Here is a 13826-nt window from a genome sequence, read left to right on the forward strand (position 1 = left end):
GGTTTCCGTTAGAAGTTTTGCCGCATGGTTCAGCTAGTCCAGGACGGAAAGTCACCGCGTCGAACTAGTTCGCGGGCCATGGTCAGAAGACCGATACATTCGCCCCCGATTGGGCATTCCGGGCGCTTGAAGCGTCCGTACACGCAAGGAATTCGCTATGACCAGCATTCTGACCAACACCGGCGCAATGGTCGCCCTGCAGACCCTCAAGGGCGTCAACAAGGACCTGGGTCAGGTCCAGGAGCAGATCTCGACCGGCAAGAAGGTCGGCACCGCCAAGGACAACGCGGCCGTCTGGGCGATCTCGAAGACCATGGAATCCGACGTGACCGGCTTCAAGAAGATCTCCGAAGGTCTTGCCGTCGCACAATCTACCGTTGCCGTGGCGCGCGATGCGTCCGAGACGGTCACCGACCTGCTGACGCAGATGAAGGACAAGATCGTCCAGGCTCAGGGCGACAGCGTCGACGACGACTCCCGCACCAAGCTGCAGGCCGATGTCGTTGCCCTTCGTGAACAGGTCGAATCCGTCGTGGGCGCTGCCCAGTTCAATGGTGTGAACCTCGTCAACGGCTCCACGGCCAGCCCGATGAACGTTCTTTCCTCGCTTGACCGCTCGATCGAAGGCGCCGTCAAGGCCAGCAACATCGGTGTGAAAACCGTCAACATGTCGACCGAAGAGGCGACTGATCTGAGTGCGTTCGCAGCCACTGGCAACGCGGTGATCGGTGACGGTACGGACGTTATCGCTGCGACCGAGATCACTGCCGCTGCGTTTCTGAACGAGGATGCGTCGGCCGCTGATGGTACGAAGGCGCTGACTCGCGCGGAGATGAGTGAAAATCCGACCGGTGCGGACACCGGCCTGATCGCTGGCGACGTCGTGAAACTCGTTCTGGGCGACAATGCTGACGGCAACGTGAAGGGTGTCGACTACATCGAGGCCGAGTACACGGTTGCTGCCGGTGACAACGGCAACGACGTATCCGCCGGAATTGCTGCAGCGATTCAGACCGCTCTCGACGACTCTCCGGCTCTCGCCATGGGCACTGGCGGAAACATCGCGGCTGACGAAGTTGTGGTTAGTGTCAACATGACGACCGGATCGCTGTCGATTGGCAACATCGATGACACCGACACTCTGGCCTACAGCCTCGACGCCACGCGCAACGAAGGTAAGCTGTCGCAGCTCGGGGACCTCGACGTGAGCACCAAGGCCGATGCTGAAACGGCTCTGGAGAATATCGAGGGAATGATCCAGACCTCGATCGATGCTGCCGCCGCGTTCGGCACCGTCCAGAACCAGCTGGAAACGCAGTCCGAGTTCGTCGGCAAGCTGACGGACAACCTGAAAGCGGGCATCGGCGCGATGGTCGATGCGGACATGGAGGCGGCCTCGGCCCGTCTGCAGGCCCTGCAGACCCAGCAGCAGCTTGGCATCCAGTCGCTGTCGATCGCGAACCAAGCCCCGCAATCGGTCCTGTCGCTCTTCCGGTAACACCGGCAATCGAGGGGCGCCGCGAGACGGCGCCCCTTTTCCCATTCGTCTCTGAAAGCGGCCTGACCGCACCCGTCTCGAAAAGGACAAGACGTGAACGCCTCATTGCTGGCCCAATCCGCCTATTCCTCGGCCTCCGATACAATTCGTACGCCGAAATCCGCCGAATACGACGTATTTGCCAAGGTAACTGCGGCTCTCCGGCGCGCTGCGACGATGCCCGACCGGGCGAAAGCTATCGACGACAACCGCAGGCTCTGGACCGCGCTGGCCACCGATGTAGCTGGCGACGGGAACAAGCTTCCGCAACAACTCCGCGCCCGCATATTCTACCTGTACGAATTCGTTTCGCAGCACAGCCAGAAGATGTTGCGGTCTAAAGATGACCTGTCGGCGCTTGTTGATATCAATACCGCTATAATGGCTGGTCTTCGTCAGAAAGCCGATCCACAATGACCGGTCTCGTCCTGAAGCTCGCCCCAGGCGAGCGCGTCCTCATCAATGGCGCCGTTGTCGAGAACGGCCCCCGTCGTGGGCGGTTCAACATAGTTACGCCCGGAGCGAACATTCTGCGCCTCCGCGACGCCATTCACCCTGACGAGGCAACCACGCCGGTCCGCCGGCTTTGCTATCTTGCCCAGCTTGCGCTTTCGGGTGACAGGGAGATGTCCTCTGTGGCTCCCGATCTACTCAGTGGAATTGCGGAACTGTCATGCGCATTTAGGGACGCGGCGAGTCATGAAATTTTGTCTGATACTCGCTCCGCAGTGACATCGAACCAGCCGTATCAGGCATTGAGAGCCCTTCGTTCACTACTCGCCACCGAAGCGCGCCTGCTCGGGCTATCCGAAGCTTAGAAGATGTGATGAACGGCTTGCCTTAGAAGCGACCATCAAAGTGAAACTGTTGCGATCGGGACGGATAACTTGTGGATCTGCGAGGCGGGTGTTTGTCTCTTGTTGGAGAACGCCCGCAGTGCGGAGTCGCGTTCGGCTCATGAAGTTTTTCATCCCGCTCATCCACGAGAGAAAGCAGATATGAGTGTGGGACTAGATAGGGTCAGGATCCATTGATTGCCCGCTCGCAGCGTAATTCAGCCTTCGCGAGGAGACTGACCAACGAGCAACCTTTTCTGGCTTTCAGGCGCGCAGATGGGGCGTCCCCGGCCCTTGTTGGCCAAGGGCGATGGTAAGCCGGCGGGTGTTGTGCGGAATGATTTTCGTCAATTGTACCGGGTTGAGGTGGCGCGATGTGCCGAGGGAATGTGGCCCGCCAAAGACCCTCTACAACCACTGGAAGCGGTGGAGCGACAAAGGGGATTTCGCCCGGATGGTGGAGTGGCTGGCCGCCGAGGCTGTCGTTCCGAGAACGGTGATGACCGACGCGTACCTGAAGGCGCACCGCACTGCGACCAGCTTGCGGTCGAAAAAGGGGGAGCCGGCGACCAGAGGGGCCGTCTGATCGGCCGGACGAAGGGCGGCATGAACATCCAATTGCATGGCGTCGCCGATGCCGAGGGGCACCCGATCCGCTTCCTCATGACTGCAGGCCAGGTCAGCGACCCTACCAGCGCTGCGGCCCTGCTGCACAGCTTGCCGAAGGCGGAATGGCTGCTGGCTGACCGGGGCTGCAACTGACTGATTCAGGGATGCGTGGAAAGACAAAGGGATAAAGCCATGCATCCCGGGCAGCAAGTCGCGTGGCAGGCCCGTGAAGCACGACAAGTGCCGCTACAAACGACGCAACCGGATCGAGTTCATGCTCGGGCGCCTAAAGGACTGGCGACGAGTTGCCAGCCGCTGCGACAGGTGCCCCAAGATCTTCCTCTCTGCCGTTGCCCTCGCCGCAACCGTCATGTTCTGGCTATGACGCGAGAACGAGTCCTGACCCTAGGGATGCCTCTCCGGGTGCATCCTCGATCCGGATCGTCGAAGATCATCTATCGAGCACTCCGGCTGGCCGCTCGGCGTTCATCCTGCTCCATGAGCGCATCGCATGCTGTGTCAGCGAAGAGCCTGGCTCACGCGTGCAACACTTCGCCGCTCCCCTATTACACACGCTCTTCGACGCGCCGGGAGAGGCACCGCGCGAGGGCTGCGAAACTTTCGTCGATCGAGCCGGACTCCATTTGCCCAATGAATGCGTCCAGCTTCGGCCATGCCTGGATTGCCGCATCCACTGTTCGATCGCTTCCCGGCGCGTAGAGACCGGCCTGGATCATCATCTCCGCCTTCTCGTAGGCTCCGATGAGGCGACGCGCTTCCTGGATAAGAGTATTTTCGTGCGGGCCTGCAGCGTCGGGGAGCGAGCGTGAGACTGACCTCACCAGATCGATGGCGGGGAATCGGCCGCGCTCCGCGATCGCCCGGTCGAGCACGATATGCCCGTCGAGAACGCCGCGAAGGGCATCGGCCACCGGACCTTCCATATCGCTACCGGCGACGAGAACCGTGAATACTGCGGTTATGTCGCCTTGGCCTTCCTCCCCCGGGCCGGAGCGTTCACAAAGTGACGCCAATTCCGTCGCCATGGAAGCGGGATAGCCGCCAAGGCATGGCGCCTCGCCGCGAACGGCTGCGACCTGACGGTGGGCTTCGGCATGACGGGTGATCGAGTCGGCCAGCAGAAGAACGTGCTTTCCTTCATCCCGGAAGGCTTCCGCCACGGTCAACGCTGCCGGCAAACAGCGGGCTCTGGATGAAGCGGGGGCGTCAGCTGTCGCGGCCACCACCACGGTGTGCGCCATTCCGTCAGGACCGAGAACTCGGCTGACGAAGTCGCGCACTTCGCGACCGCGTTCGCCAATCATGGCAAAGACAACCACGTCGGCCTCGATACGGCGCGCCAATGTGCCCAAGAGGGTCGATTTGCCAACGCCGGAACCGGCGAAAAGGCCAATTCGCTGACCTCGCACCAAGGGCAGAAGCGTGTTCATGGCCCGTAGCCCGGTCTGCACCCGGGCGCCAAGGCCGCGTCGATGCACCGCATCCGGGGCCGCGCAGGTCAGGCTCTGCGCTGTCAAACCCGGCAGAAGTGGGCGGCCGTCGAGGGGTCGCCCGCGCGGATCGACCACGCGGCCGATCCAGCCGGCATCGGGCGAGATCGACAGAGGGCCAAGCAGCGTCACCGGATCGCCCGGGCGCAGGCCGGTGATCGAGCCGTCGGGGATGGCCGACAACATCTTTCCATCCGCAGAGACGATCTCGCCCTCGCACGAACGGCCCGTAGAGCCGAGACGGACGCGGTCTCCGATCGCCGCGTGGCCGGACAAACCGGACATGCGCACGGCGCCGCCTTCGATCGCCTCGATCTGCCCGAGGAGGCGGTCGATCCGCACCGGCGCGATTGCCGCGGTGACGTTGTCGTATCCAGTCGGGGTCATGCGTTCGCTCCGTTGAGAACCACTCAACCTTTCATAAAGGAATCACCGTTAAGCCTTCGTTGAACACGAAACCACGGAGGATCCGATGGGCGTACTGGGCATCTCATCCATGGCGCACGATCTGGTGGCGCACTCTGCCGCCCGAACGTCTCACATCGCGAGGAACGTCGCGAACGCAGACACTCCAGGCTACCGGGCGCAGGACTTGCCTCGATTCGCCGCGGAAATGGACCGCGGGCTTGCCATGCGCACCACCCGCGCCGGGCATCTCCAGCCGAATGGAGCGTCCGGCGACATCCGCCCGATCGAACGCGAGGGCGAGGTTTCACCGAACGGAAACGATGTGTCGCTGGAAACCGAGATGATGGAGGCGGCTTCGGCGCGCCAGAGTCACGAGATGGCGGTCTCCGTCTATTCCAGCGTGCGCGCGATGATGTCGTCTGCTCTGGGCAGGGGAAGGTAAGCCATGAGCGACATTCTCGGATCCATGGGTGTCTCGTCCACCGGGATGCAGGCCCAGGCCCAACGTCTGCGCCATGCCTCGGAAAACCTCGCCAACGCCGATACGCCCGGCTACCGCCGCAAGACGATCGCGTTCAAGGAGCTCGCCGATGGCGGGGTCGAGGCCGGTCGCGTGAAACTCGACCGCAGTGAACTGCCACAGGTCTACGCACCCGGGCACCCAATGGCAGACGCGTCCGGGTTCTACGCCGGATCGAACGTGGATCTGGTCGTGGAACTTGCCGACGCACGCGAAGCGCAACGCTCGTATGAGGCCAACCTCAAGATATTCGATCAATCCCGGCAGATGGCACTCGGCCTGCTCGAACTACTCAAACGCTAACATTTCGGAGATCCAGAATGGATATCAACGCAGCATTCGCCGCGCAGCGCTACGTCGCGTCCCGACCGGCGACCACCCCGGAGCCGGCAGTCCAGGCGGCCACCCAAGCCGTTCAGACCTTCGCCGAGACCCTGCAGGCCGGCGAAGACACCGCCCGCGCCGCGATGACCGGCGCCGCCGATCCCCATGCGCTGGTGCAGGCGCTCGGCTCGGCCAAGTTCGCCGTCGAGACGGCGGTGACCGTGCGCGACAAGGTCGTCGAGGCCTACCAGGAAATCCTCAGAATGCCGGTCTGAGCCCATGCTCACCGAGGGGATGTTCTATGATGCGCTCCGCCAGGGGCTCTGGATCACTGTCGAGCTTTCGGCACCGATCCTGTCGGTGGCGCTGATCTCGGGCCTGGTTATCGGCCTCTTCCAGGCCCTTACCTCGGTGCAGGAGATGACGCTGACCTTCGTGCCCAAGCTCCTCGCCATCGGCGCGGTGTTCTGGGCGACGATGGGTTTCATGACCCGGACGCTCCTCGCCTATTTCGATACCACCATCGTGCCGCTCATCGCGGGGAGCTGACATGGACAACGCTGGCTACACCACCCTCACCCGAATGTCTGGCCTGACGCGCGAGATGCAGACGATCGCGAACAACATCGCGAACGCCTCGACCCATGGCTACCGCAAGGAGGGCGTCGTCTTTTCCGAGCATATCGCCGGACTGGACGATGCACCCTCGCTCAGCATGGCGGCGGGGCGGGTGCGGCATACGTCGAACCTCCAGGGCGGGGCCGAGTATACCGGCGGCAGCTTCGACTTCGCGATCCAGGGCGAGGGGTTCTTCCTCGTCGAAACCCCGGATGGCGAAGCGCTGACGCGGGCCGGAAACTTCCTGCCAAACGCCGCCGGAGAGTTGGTCACGCCCGACGGGATGCGCCTTCTGGATGCGGGCGGCGCGCCGATCTTCGTGCCGCCTGACGCGTCCGAGATCACCGTTGCCGCCGACGGGACCATGTCCGCGAACGGCCAGCCGCTGGCCCAGATCGGTCTCTGGGCGCCCGAAAATCCCGAGGACGTGACCCGCCGCGGCGGGCTGCTCTTCGGGCTCGAGAACCCGCCCGTCCCGATCGAGAATCCTACGATCCTTCAGCGCCATCTCGAGAAATCGAACGTCGATCCGATCGGCGAGATCAGTCGCATGGTCGAGGTGCAGCGCGCCTACGAGATGGGCCAGAGCTTTTTCGACAACGAGGACAAGCGCATCCGCAGCGTCCTCACCACCCTTGGACGATAGGAGACCGACATGCGTGCCCTGTCCATCGCCGCCACCGGCATGAGCGCTCAGCAGATGCGGGTCGAAGTAACCGCGCACAACCTCGCCAACATGAGCACCACGGGCTACAACGCCCGTCGCGCCGAGTTCGCGGACCTGCATTACGAGCAGGTCCAGCGCGCCGGTACCCTGTCCTCGACCACGGGAACCGAGCTTCCCACAGGTATTCAGCTTGGCCTCGGGGCCCGTGCCTCGGCCGTCACCATGGAGATTGCGCAGGGCACGCTGAAAGAGACCGGCGGCGATCTCGACCTTGCCATCGAAGGGCAGGGATATATCGGGGTGACGCTGCCTTCGGGTGCTGCGGGCTACACGCGCGACGGGGCGCTGAAGCGCAGCGCCGACGGGTTGATCGTGAACTCCGAGGGGTATCCCGTCGCCCCCGACATCACGATTCCCGACGACGCCACCTCGATCGCGATCAATGCCGATGGCGAGGTCTATGCCTATTTCACCGGCGAACCCGAGCCCGAGATTCTGGGCCAGCTGGACCTCGTCGGCTTCTCGAACGTGAAGGGTCTCGAGGCGATCGGCTCCAACCTGTTCACCGAAACCGCGGCCTCCGGACCGCCGATCGCCGGTGCGCCGGGCACGGATGGGCTGGGGACGTTCCGACAAGGCTATCTCGAGGACAGTTCCGTGGATCCGGTGCGCGAGATCACCAAGTTGATCGAGGCGCAGCGCGGATACGAGCTGAACTCCAAGGTCATCACCGCGGCCGACCAGATGCTGGGCGCGACGACGCAAATCCGATGATCCGTCTCGCCCTCATCCTCGCGCTGGTCGCTCCGCCCGCCCTGGCCGACATCGTCGTCGCCACCCGCACGATCCGTGCCAACTCCCTCATCGGGCCCGGCGACGTGTCGGCGACGCCTGGCGAGGCCGGCGGCTTCCTGTCCGATCCGGCCGAGGCCGTCGGCCGCGAAAGTCGCGTCACGCTCTACGCAGGGCGGCCCTTGCGCGCGGCTGATCTCGGTTCGCCCGCGCTGATCGAGCGCAACCAGATCGTGACCCTGAATTACTTGACCGAGGGCCTAAGCATTTCCGCCGATGCCCGCGCCCTTGATCGGGCCGGCGCGGGTGATCGCCTGCGGGTCATGAATCTTTCCTCGCGCACCACCGTGATCGGCGAAGTCGCCGCGGATGGCAGCGTCCATGTCGGCCCCGGAGACGTCCAGTGAAACAATTCGTCCTTCTCGCCTGTATCGGCGTCGCCGCCTGTGGTCACACGACCGGCATCGGCGTCGTGCCGGCCCTCACCCCGGTAGCCGAAAGCCCCGAGCTGGTGGCGATGCAGTCACCGCGCATGTCCCAGAACCAGATTCCATACAACCCGGTGTCCAGCGCGTCGCTCTGGTCGGGCGACCGCGCCTCGCTGCTCGGCACCCGCCGCGCCGAGACCCGTGGGGATATCGTCACGGTCATTATCGAGATCGACGACGAAGCAGAATTCTCGAACAGCTCCGACCGCTCGCGGACGGGGAGCGAGTCCCTGTCGGTGCCGAGCCTCGTCGGGATCCCCCAGCGGTTGAGCGGCACGTTGCCCGAGGGCGCAACCTTCAACGATGCGGTCGGGATGAATTCCAACAGCAAGTTCGAGGGCGATGGCAGCACCACCCGCAACGAGCGCCTGACCCTGCGCGTCGCGGCCACGGTGACCGACATCCTGCCGAATGGCAGCTTCGCGATCGAAGGGCGCCAGGAAGTGCGCCTGAACTACGAATTGCGCGAGCTGGTCGTGACGGGCTTCGTGCGCCCCGAGGACATCTCGCGCCGCAACGAGGTGCTCTACGACAAGATCGCCGCCGCCCGCATTTCTTATGGCGGGCGCGGGCAGATCACCGAAGTCCAGCAACCGCGCTATGGCCAGCAGGTCGTGGACGCCCTTCTTCCTTTCTGAGGTACTCCGATGACCAAGTTCCTTCCGCTTCTTCTGGCGCTCCTCGGTCTCGGCGGCGGTGCGGGCGCAGGATACGTCCTGCGCCCGTCTCCCGAGGTCGCGCAGGCGAGCATGCCCTGCGGTGATCCGGGGGCCGAGGCTGAGGGTGCCGACGCCGACAAGGAAGGCTGCGTCGCTTCATCCGGACCTGCCGAGGAACCTGTCGGAGAGGGGGTATTCGTCAGGTTCGACCAGAACTTCGTGATTCCGCTGATCGCCAATGGCGAGGTGGCCGCGATGGTGGTGATGAACCTGACGCTGGAAGTCGACCCAGGCATCGATGCGCGCGTGTTGGAGCGCGAGCCGCGCATCCGCGACCGCTTCCTGCGTGTGATGCTGGATCATGCCGGCGCCGGTGGGTTCGACGGGGTGTTCACCTCGAACGGCCGAATGGATCGCCTGAAGACCGCCCTGATCGAGACCGCAAACCGCGAGATCGGGCCGGGCCTGCGCGATGTCCTGATCCTCGATCTGAACAAGCAGGCGGTCTAGCGATCCGCCTTTGCCAGGCGCGCTGCCACGTCGGCGCGCCCAAATGCCCGCCGCGCCGCCCTGAGCGCGGCGTCGTGCTGTGCAAGCAGTGCCGCCAGCTGCCGGTTCAGACGCATGAGCTCGGCCTCGCTGGCGGCCTGCCACGCCAATTCGGCCCCCGATACCCGCGCCAGATCCAGTTCCCCCGATGCCACCCGAGCCTCGCGCGATTCCGTCAGGCGCGCGATGTCCCCGCGCAGACGCGTGACCTGCGACATGATCGTCTCGACCTTCGCGAGCTCCCGGTCGCGAACCATCCCAGCCAATTTTGCCAGGTCGTCCATCCGTCCGGTCATCGTGCGCGCGCCTTCTTCCGCATGCCCTCGGCAAAGCGGATCGCGACGGCCACCGCCGCATAGTGATCGGGCGCGATTTCGGCGCCGATCTCGGTGGTGGCGTGAAGGGCGCGCGCCGTGGGCGGATCGGAATGGATAGGTACGCCGGCTTTCGTCGCGATTTCGCGGATGCGCAGCGCGACCTCGTCCACACCCTTGGCCACGCAGACCGGCGCTCCGGGGTTCGCACGCGACCATTTCAGCGCGATGGCATAGTGGGTCGGGTTCACCACGATGACGCTCGCGTCCGGCACGTCCTGCATCATCTGGTTCATGGCGATCTCCATGCCCCGCTGACGACGCTGCTGCTTCGTGTGCGGGTCGCCTTCCGCGTCCTTGTGCTCGTCCTTCATCTCCTTGTGCGACATGCGGTTCTTGCGCATGTGTTCGGCGCGTTGCCACAGCAGGTCCACGATCCCGAGACTCGCGGAGACGCCAAGGACCACCCAGAAAAACCCGGCCGTGATCATGAAGCCACCAGCCGCAGCTTGAGGGGGCTCGAGCCGGGAAAGCGCCAGGATATCGGGCAGGCATTGAGCGATGTAGAAGAACAGCCCGATCGAGTAGATTGCCAGCTTCACGGTGCTCTTGAAGAATTCGAACAACCCCGAGCGTCCGAACTTCTGCTTGGCATTGGACAGGATCGAGATCCGGTTGCCCTTCGGCATCAGCTTCGAGCCCGTGACCGTAAAGGACTGCTGACCCAGGATCGACAGAAGGACAAAGCCGAAGGGAAGCACGGCCCAGGGCGCAACCGCGAGGAAGGTCTCGCCCACCATCGCCGCGCTGGACAGCGAGTGGCCCCGGTCGCCTCCGGCAAGGATGAAGGCGCCCGACAGCGCGCCTCCGGCGGATTGCAGAGACGCCCCTCCGACAGTGGTCGCCGTCAGGACGATCCCGGCATATCCGGCCGCCGTGTTCAGGTCGTTGGACTTCGGGATCTCGCCCTTCTTCCGGGCGTCGTCGAGCTTCTTCTGACTTGGCTCCTGGCTCTTTTCGCTGTCGTCGTCGCCCTGGCTCATGGCGCGTCCCCCGTCGGATTGGCGAGGAACGTGTCCATCGCGCTGATCCAGACCTCGAGCGCGAAAGGGAGCGACAGGGCCAGCATCAACAAGCCCCCCAAAGTGATCGCCGGAGCGCCCACGAATGCCACCATGAGCTGCGGCATGGCGCGGTTTATGACGCCGAGCGTAAGGTTGTAGAGGAGCGACGTGATCACGAACGGCATCGCCAGCCCGAAGCCAAGCCCGAAGGCGCGCGCCACTCGGGCCACGCCCCAACTCAGCAGATCGCCGGGACGCGGTAGTCGGCCGGGCGGCATCAAATCGTAGGAATAGATGAGGAACTGCGCGGTCTTCACGTGAAGCCCCATGATCACCGCAATGGCGAGGCCTGCCACGACCATGATGTGGCCGATTGCCGGTTGGGGATCTATGCCTGCACCGCCCATGATCTGCGAGATCGACACGGACTGAGCTGCCATCGCGCCAGCCAGTTGAAGCGCGATCACGAAGAGCCGCAGCACGGCGCCGAGGGAAAGGCCGATGATCGTCTCGCTCAGCAGAAGGCGGCCGGCAACCTCTTGCGCGGACAGTGCCGGCAGATCCTCGACGACCGAGGGTGCGACGATGACGGTAAAGCCGAACGCGATGCCCAGCTTGACCCGCGCGGGGATCGTTTGCTCGCCGAAGGCAGGCAGAAGCGCCATGGCCGCCCCGACCCGCAGGAAGACCGCGAAAGCCGCAAGTGCCGTGGGTCCTGCAAGCTCGGTCAGCGCGGTCAGCGCTTCGATCATGCCGGTACCGTTCCGACGAGGCTTGGGCGCGCTTCGGTCCCAAGCTCTTCGAAGCTGAGAACAGGGTTGGCCAATCCCTTGGCAGACAGAACCATGCGCAGGAACCGCCGCCGCCGCGCCGACGTCACGAGGGCCGGGAAGATGCCGCGCTCCGCCGCTTCTGCCAATGCGCCGGCTGTCCCGTCGGCGAGGCGGTTGAACATATCCGGCGGGAGGGCCACGTTGGCCTCACCGGGTTCGCCGGCCAGTTGGTGTTGCGCGAATGTCTGCTCCCATTCGGGGTCGAGCTGCAAGAGCGGGACGGTACCGTCAGCGCGCGTCAGTTCAGCAATGAGTTGAAAACTCAGCCGCTGGCGCACGATCTCGCAGATCCCCTCGGGGGTCGTGGCCTGCTGACGCCCTTGCGCGATCGCCTCGAGGATCAACGGCAGGTTTCGGATCGACACCCGCTCTTCCAGGAGAAGCCGCAGCACCTGCAGCAACAGCTCGGTCGGCACCTTGTCGGGCACCAACTCGTCGATCAGACGCCGGTTCGCGTCGGAACGTGCTGGATCCGTCAGGTTGGTGTATTCGTCCAGCAGGCGCCGCAGCGCCTTGAGTGTCATCAGCCGGTGGAAGTTCCGCTTTATGACCTCGAGCAGGTGCGTTGCCAGAACCTCGGCAGGGCTGACCGTGGTCAGGCCGGCCGTCGCGGCCTCGTCTTGCTCCCCCGCCTCGATCCACCGCGCGGGTGCGCCGTAGACCGGTTCAGCGACATCGGTGCCGGGCGGCAGCGCGGTGGAGGGGCTGTCTGCCGTGAGGGCGAGGATGTGGTTCGGCATCAGGCGGTCGCGGACACGTTCGACGCCGTGGATGCGAATGACGTAGGTCCCGCTCGGCAGACCTGGATCGTCGGTCAGGCGGATCTCGGGCAGGACCAGGCCGAAGGCGCGGGCCACATGCGTGCGCATGTTGCCGATCCGCGCGTCGAGGCCCGTCGCCGGGTCGAGCACCAGCGGTACCAGGTCGGGCGAAAACTCCAGGTGGATATCGTCGAGGTCGAGGGTGTCGCCCATGGATTTCTGTGGCGGCGGGGCCGCAGTCTGTTCCGCGGTCGCTTCGGACAGCGTCCGCTCGGCCCGCTTGTTCGCCTGCCATGCCAGCCAGCCGAGGCCGAGCGCCCCGGCCATGAACGGCATGAACGGCAGGCCCGGAACCAGCGCGAAGAGCCCGAGCAGCCCGGCGACGGTGGCGAGCGCGGCGGGGTAGCGGCCGAGCTGGTCGAACAAGGCGAGGTCCGTCGATCCGGTGTTCCCGCCACGCGCCAGCAAGAGCGCCGATGCAACCGAGATGATGACGGCCGGGATCTGGGTCACCAACCCGTCGCCCACGGTCAGGATCGCGTAGGTCTCGAACGCGCGGCCGATCTCCATGCCGTGGACGATCGTTCCGGCAGCGAGGCCGACGACGAGGTTCAGAAGCGTGATGAGCAGGCCCGCGATCGCGTCGCCTTTCACGAACTTCGAAGCGCCGTCGAGTGAGCCGAAGAATGTGGTTTCCTGCTGCTCGCGCTCCCGGCGGGCCTTCGCCTCGGCGTGATCGATCGCACCGGCGCTCATGTCGCTGTCGATGGCGAGCTGCTTGCCCGGCATGGCATCCAGCGCAAAGCGCGCGCCGACTTCCGCCATCCGCCCCGCACCCTTCGTGATCACGATGAAGTTCACGATCATCAGGACGCCGAACACGACGAGACCCAGGAACACGCTGCCGCCCATCACGAAATTCGCGAAACCCTCGATCACCTCGCCCGCGGCGCCCGTTCCCGTGTGGCCCTGACCGATGATCAACTTCGTCGAACTGACGTTCAGCGACAGCCGCAGCATCAAGGAAGCCAGGAGGATTGTCGGAAACGTCGAGAAATCGAGCGGCCGTTCGATGAACAGCGTCGTGGAGAACATGAGGATGGCGATCGCGAACGATGCGGCGAGTCCCACGTCCAGGACCCAGGCCGGCACCGGCAGGACCATCATGACGATCACCGCCATGAGCGCAAACGCGAGCAAGACGGTCGGCTGGAACAACGCGCGGACGGTCATTGGACGTTGCTCCGCATGGCTCGGCTGTCGCTCTGCGCTATCGGGTGTTCTGCAGGACGTGATGCGTGGATCGGTGATCGACTCGGCAAGTATGCCATCTGGA

At 64.4% G+C, this 13826-nt stretch carries 17 protein-coding genes and 1 pseudogene; 13 read left to right on the plus strand and 5 right to left on the minus strand.

What is annotated here, in order from left to right:
* Positions 1-157: 157 nt before the first annotated feature.
* The 4 genes and pseudogenes from PAM7066_RS10045 (at position 158) to PAM7066_RS10060 (ending at position 3367) form a co-directional block, all read left to right on the plus strand.
* A complete protein-coding gene (locus PAM7066_RS10045; protein WP_085854040.1) occupies positions 158-1498 on the plus strand; it encodes a flagellin N-terminal helical domain-containing protein in 1341 nt (446 codons plus the stop codon).
* 93 nt (positions 1499-1591) lie between these two features.
* Complete coding sequence (flaF, locus tag PAM7066_RS10050; protein ID WP_085854041.1) at positions 1592-1954, plus strand: flagellar biosynthesis regulator FlaF; 363 nt, start codon at positions 1592-1594, stop codon at positions 1952-1954.
* Entirely contained in the window at positions 1951-2355 is a 405-nt protein-coding gene (flbT, locus tag PAM7066_RS10055) for a flagellar biosynthesis repressor FlbT (RefSeq protein WP_085854042.1), read from the plus strand. The genes flaF and flbT overlap by 4 nt, the downstream gene beginning before the upstream one ends.
* 294 nt (positions 2356-2649) lie before the next feature.
* Positions 2650-3367: pseudogene (locus PAM7066_RS10060) on the plus strand (IS5 family transposase).
* A 181-nt stretch (positions 3368-3548) separates the two neighbouring features.
* Here the strand turns inward: PAM7066_RS10060 and PAM7066_RS10065 are convergent.
* Positions 3549-4880: a FliI/YscN family ATPase gene (locus PAM7066_RS10065; RefSeq protein ID WP_085854043.1), complete on the minus strand. Its 1332-nt coding sequence runs from the start codon at positions 4878-4880 to the stop codon at positions 3549-3551.
* 85 nt (positions 4881-4965) lie between these two features.
* On the opposite strand from PAM7066_RS10065, the gene flgB reads away from it, so the two are divergent.
* From flgB to PAM7066_RS10110, 9 genes are read left to right on the plus strand one after another with little or no spacing between them, the layout of a single operon-like run.
* A complete protein-coding gene (flgB, locus tag PAM7066_RS10070) occupies positions 4966-5343 on the plus strand; it encodes a hypothetical protein (RefSeq protein WP_085854044.1) in 378 nt (125 codons plus the stop codon).
* A 3-nt stretch (positions 5344-5346) separates the two neighbouring features.
* Entirely contained in the window at positions 5347-5724 is a 378-nt protein-coding gene (gene flgC / locus PAM7066_RS10075; RefSeq protein WP_085854045.1) for a flagellar basal body rod protein FlgC, read from the plus strand.
* 17 nt (positions 5725-5741) lie between these two features.
* Positions 5742-6020, plus strand: a complete 279-nt coding sequence (fliE, locus tag PAM7066_RS10080) for a flagellar hook-basal body complex protein FliE (RefSeq protein ID WP_085854046.1) — start codon at positions 5742-5744, stop codon at positions 6018-6020.
* Positions 6021-6024: 4 nt separating this feature from the next.
* Positions 6025-6294, plus strand: a complete 270-nt coding sequence (locus PAM7066_RS10085; RefSeq protein WP_085854047.1) for a flagellar biosynthetic protein FliQ — start codon at positions 6025-6027, stop codon at positions 6292-6294.
* A gap of 1 nt (position 6295) precedes the next feature.
* Complete coding sequence (locus PAM7066_RS10090; RefSeq protein WP_085854048.1) at positions 6296-7009, plus strand: flagellar hook-basal body complex protein; 714 nt, start codon at positions 6296-6298, stop codon at positions 7007-7009.
* A 9-nt stretch (positions 7010-7018) separates the two neighbouring features.
* Positions 7019-7804 (plus strand): flagellar basal-body rod protein FlgG, encoded by a 786-nt coding sequence (gene flgG, locus PAM7066_RS10095; RefSeq protein ID WP_085854049.1) that lies wholly within the window; start codon positions 7019-7021, stop codon positions 7802-7804.
* Positions 7804-8229 (plus strand): flagellar basal body P-ring formation chaperone FlgA, encoded by a 426-nt coding sequence (gene flgA / locus PAM7066_RS10100; RefSeq protein ID WP_085854207.1) that lies wholly within the window; start codon positions 7804-7806, stop codon positions 8227-8229. The genes flgG and flgA overlap by 1 nt, the downstream gene beginning before the upstream one ends.
* The gene (gene flgH / locus PAM7066_RS10105) at positions 8226-8948 is read left to right on the plus strand and encodes a flagellar basal body L-ring protein FlgH (protein WP_085854050.1); all 723 of its coding nucleotides are present in this window, start codon (positions 8226-8228) and stop codon (positions 8946-8948) included. Before flgA ends, flgH begins: the two co-directional genes overlap by 4 nt.
* 9 nt (positions 8949-8957) lie before the next feature.
* Positions 8958-9479: a flagellar basal body-associated FliL family protein gene (locus PAM7066_RS10110; protein ID WP_085854051.1), complete on the plus strand. Its 522-nt coding sequence runs from the start codon at positions 8958-8960 to the stop codon at positions 9477-9479.
* On the opposite strand, the gene PAM7066_RS10115 is transcribed toward PAM7066_RS10110, so the two are convergent.
* Genes PAM7066_RS10115 through flhA form a run of 4 tightly spaced genes read right to left on the minus strand, consistent with a single transcriptional unit; the run spans position 9476 to position 13723 of the window.
* Positions 9476-9802, minus strand: a complete 327-nt coding sequence (locus PAM7066_RS10115; protein WP_139214985.1) for a hypothetical protein — start codon at positions 9800-9802, stop codon at positions 9476-9478. The genes PAM7066_RS10110 and PAM7066_RS10115 overlap by 4 nt on opposite strands.
* An 8-nt stretch (positions 9803-9810) precedes the next feature.
* Positions 9811-10875, minus strand: coding sequence for an EscU/YscU/HrcU family type III secretion system export apparatus switch protein (locus PAM7066_RS10120; RefSeq protein WP_085854053.1), 1065 nt, complete (start codon positions 10873-10875; stop codon positions 9811-9813).
* Positions 10872-11648: a flagellar biosynthetic protein FliR gene (locus PAM7066_RS10125; protein WP_085854054.1), complete on the minus strand. Its 777-nt coding sequence runs from the start codon at positions 11646-11648 to the stop codon at positions 10872-10874. Before PAM7066_RS10125 ends, PAM7066_RS10120 begins: the two co-directional genes overlap by 4 nt.
* On the minus strand, positions 11645-13723 hold the full coding sequence (flhA, locus tag PAM7066_RS10130; protein WP_085854055.1) for a flagellar biosynthesis protein FlhA: 2079 nt from the start codon (positions 13721-13723) through the stop codon (positions 11645-11647). The genes PAM7066_RS10125 and flhA overlap by 4 nt, the downstream gene beginning before the upstream one ends.
* Positions 13724-13826: the final 103 nt, after the last annotated feature.

Source organism: Palleronia marisminoris, assembly GCF_900172315.1.
GTDB classification, from domain to species: domain Bacteria; phylum Pseudomonadota; class Alphaproteobacteria; order Rhodobacterales; family Rhodobacteraceae; genus Palleronia; species Palleronia marisminoris.

Excerpts from the sequence above, each read along its gene's own strand:
- PAM7066_RS10045 (WP_085854040.1), top strand. The coding sequence starts at position 158 with ATGACCAGCATTCTGACCAACACCGGCGCAATGGTCGCCCTGCAGACC.
- flbT (WP_085854042.1), top strand. The coding sequence starts at position 1,951 with ATGACCGGTCTCGTCCTGAAGCTCGCCCCAGGCGAGCGCGTCCTCATC.
- PAM7066_RS10065 (WP_085854043.1), bottom strand. The coding sequence starts at position 4,880 with ATGACCCCGACTGGATACGACAACGTCACCGCGGCAATCGCGCCGGTG.
- flgB (WP_085854044.1), top strand. The coding sequence starts at position 4,966 with ATGGGCGTACTGGGCATCTCATCCATGGCGCACGATCTGGTGGCGCAC.
- flgC (WP_085854045.1), top strand. The coding sequence starts at position 5,347 with ATGAGCGACATTCTCGGATCCATGGGTGTCTCGTCCACCGGGATGCAG.
- fliE (WP_085854046.1), top strand. The coding sequence starts at position 5,742 with ATGGATATCAACGCAGCATTCGCCGCGCAGCGCTACGTCGCGTCCCGA.
- PAM7066_RS10085 (WP_085854047.1), top strand. The coding sequence starts at position 6,025 with ATGCTCACCGAGGGGATGTTCTATGATGCGCTCCGCCAGGGGCTCTGG.
- PAM7066_RS10090 (WP_085854048.1), top strand. The coding sequence starts at position 6,296 with ATGGACAACGCTGGCTACACCACCCTCACCCGAATGTCTGGCCTGACG.
- flgG (WP_085854049.1), top strand. The coding sequence starts at position 7,019 with ATGCGTGCCCTGTCCATCGCCGCCACCGGCATGAGCGCTCAGCAGATG.
- PAM7066_RS10110 (WP_085854051.1), top strand. The coding sequence starts at position 8,958 with ATGACCAAGTTCCTTCCGCTTCTTCTGGCGCTCCTCGGTCTCGGCGGC.
- PAM7066_RS10115 (WP_139214985.1), bottom strand. The coding sequence starts at position 9,802 with ATGGACGACCTGGCAAAATTGGCTGGGATGGTTCGCGACCGGGAGCTC.
- PAM7066_RS10120 (WP_085854053.1), bottom strand. The coding sequence starts at position 10,875 with ATGAGCCAGGGCGACGACGACAGCGAAAAGAGCCAGGAGCCAAGTCAG.
- PAM7066_RS10125 (WP_085854054.1), bottom strand. The coding sequence starts at position 11,648 with ATGATCGAAGCGCTGACCGCGCTGACCGAGCTTGCAGGACCCACGGCA.
- flhA (WP_085854055.1), bottom strand. The coding sequence starts at position 13,723 with ATGACCGTCCGCGCGTTGTTCCAGCCGACCGTCTTGCTCGCGTTTGCG.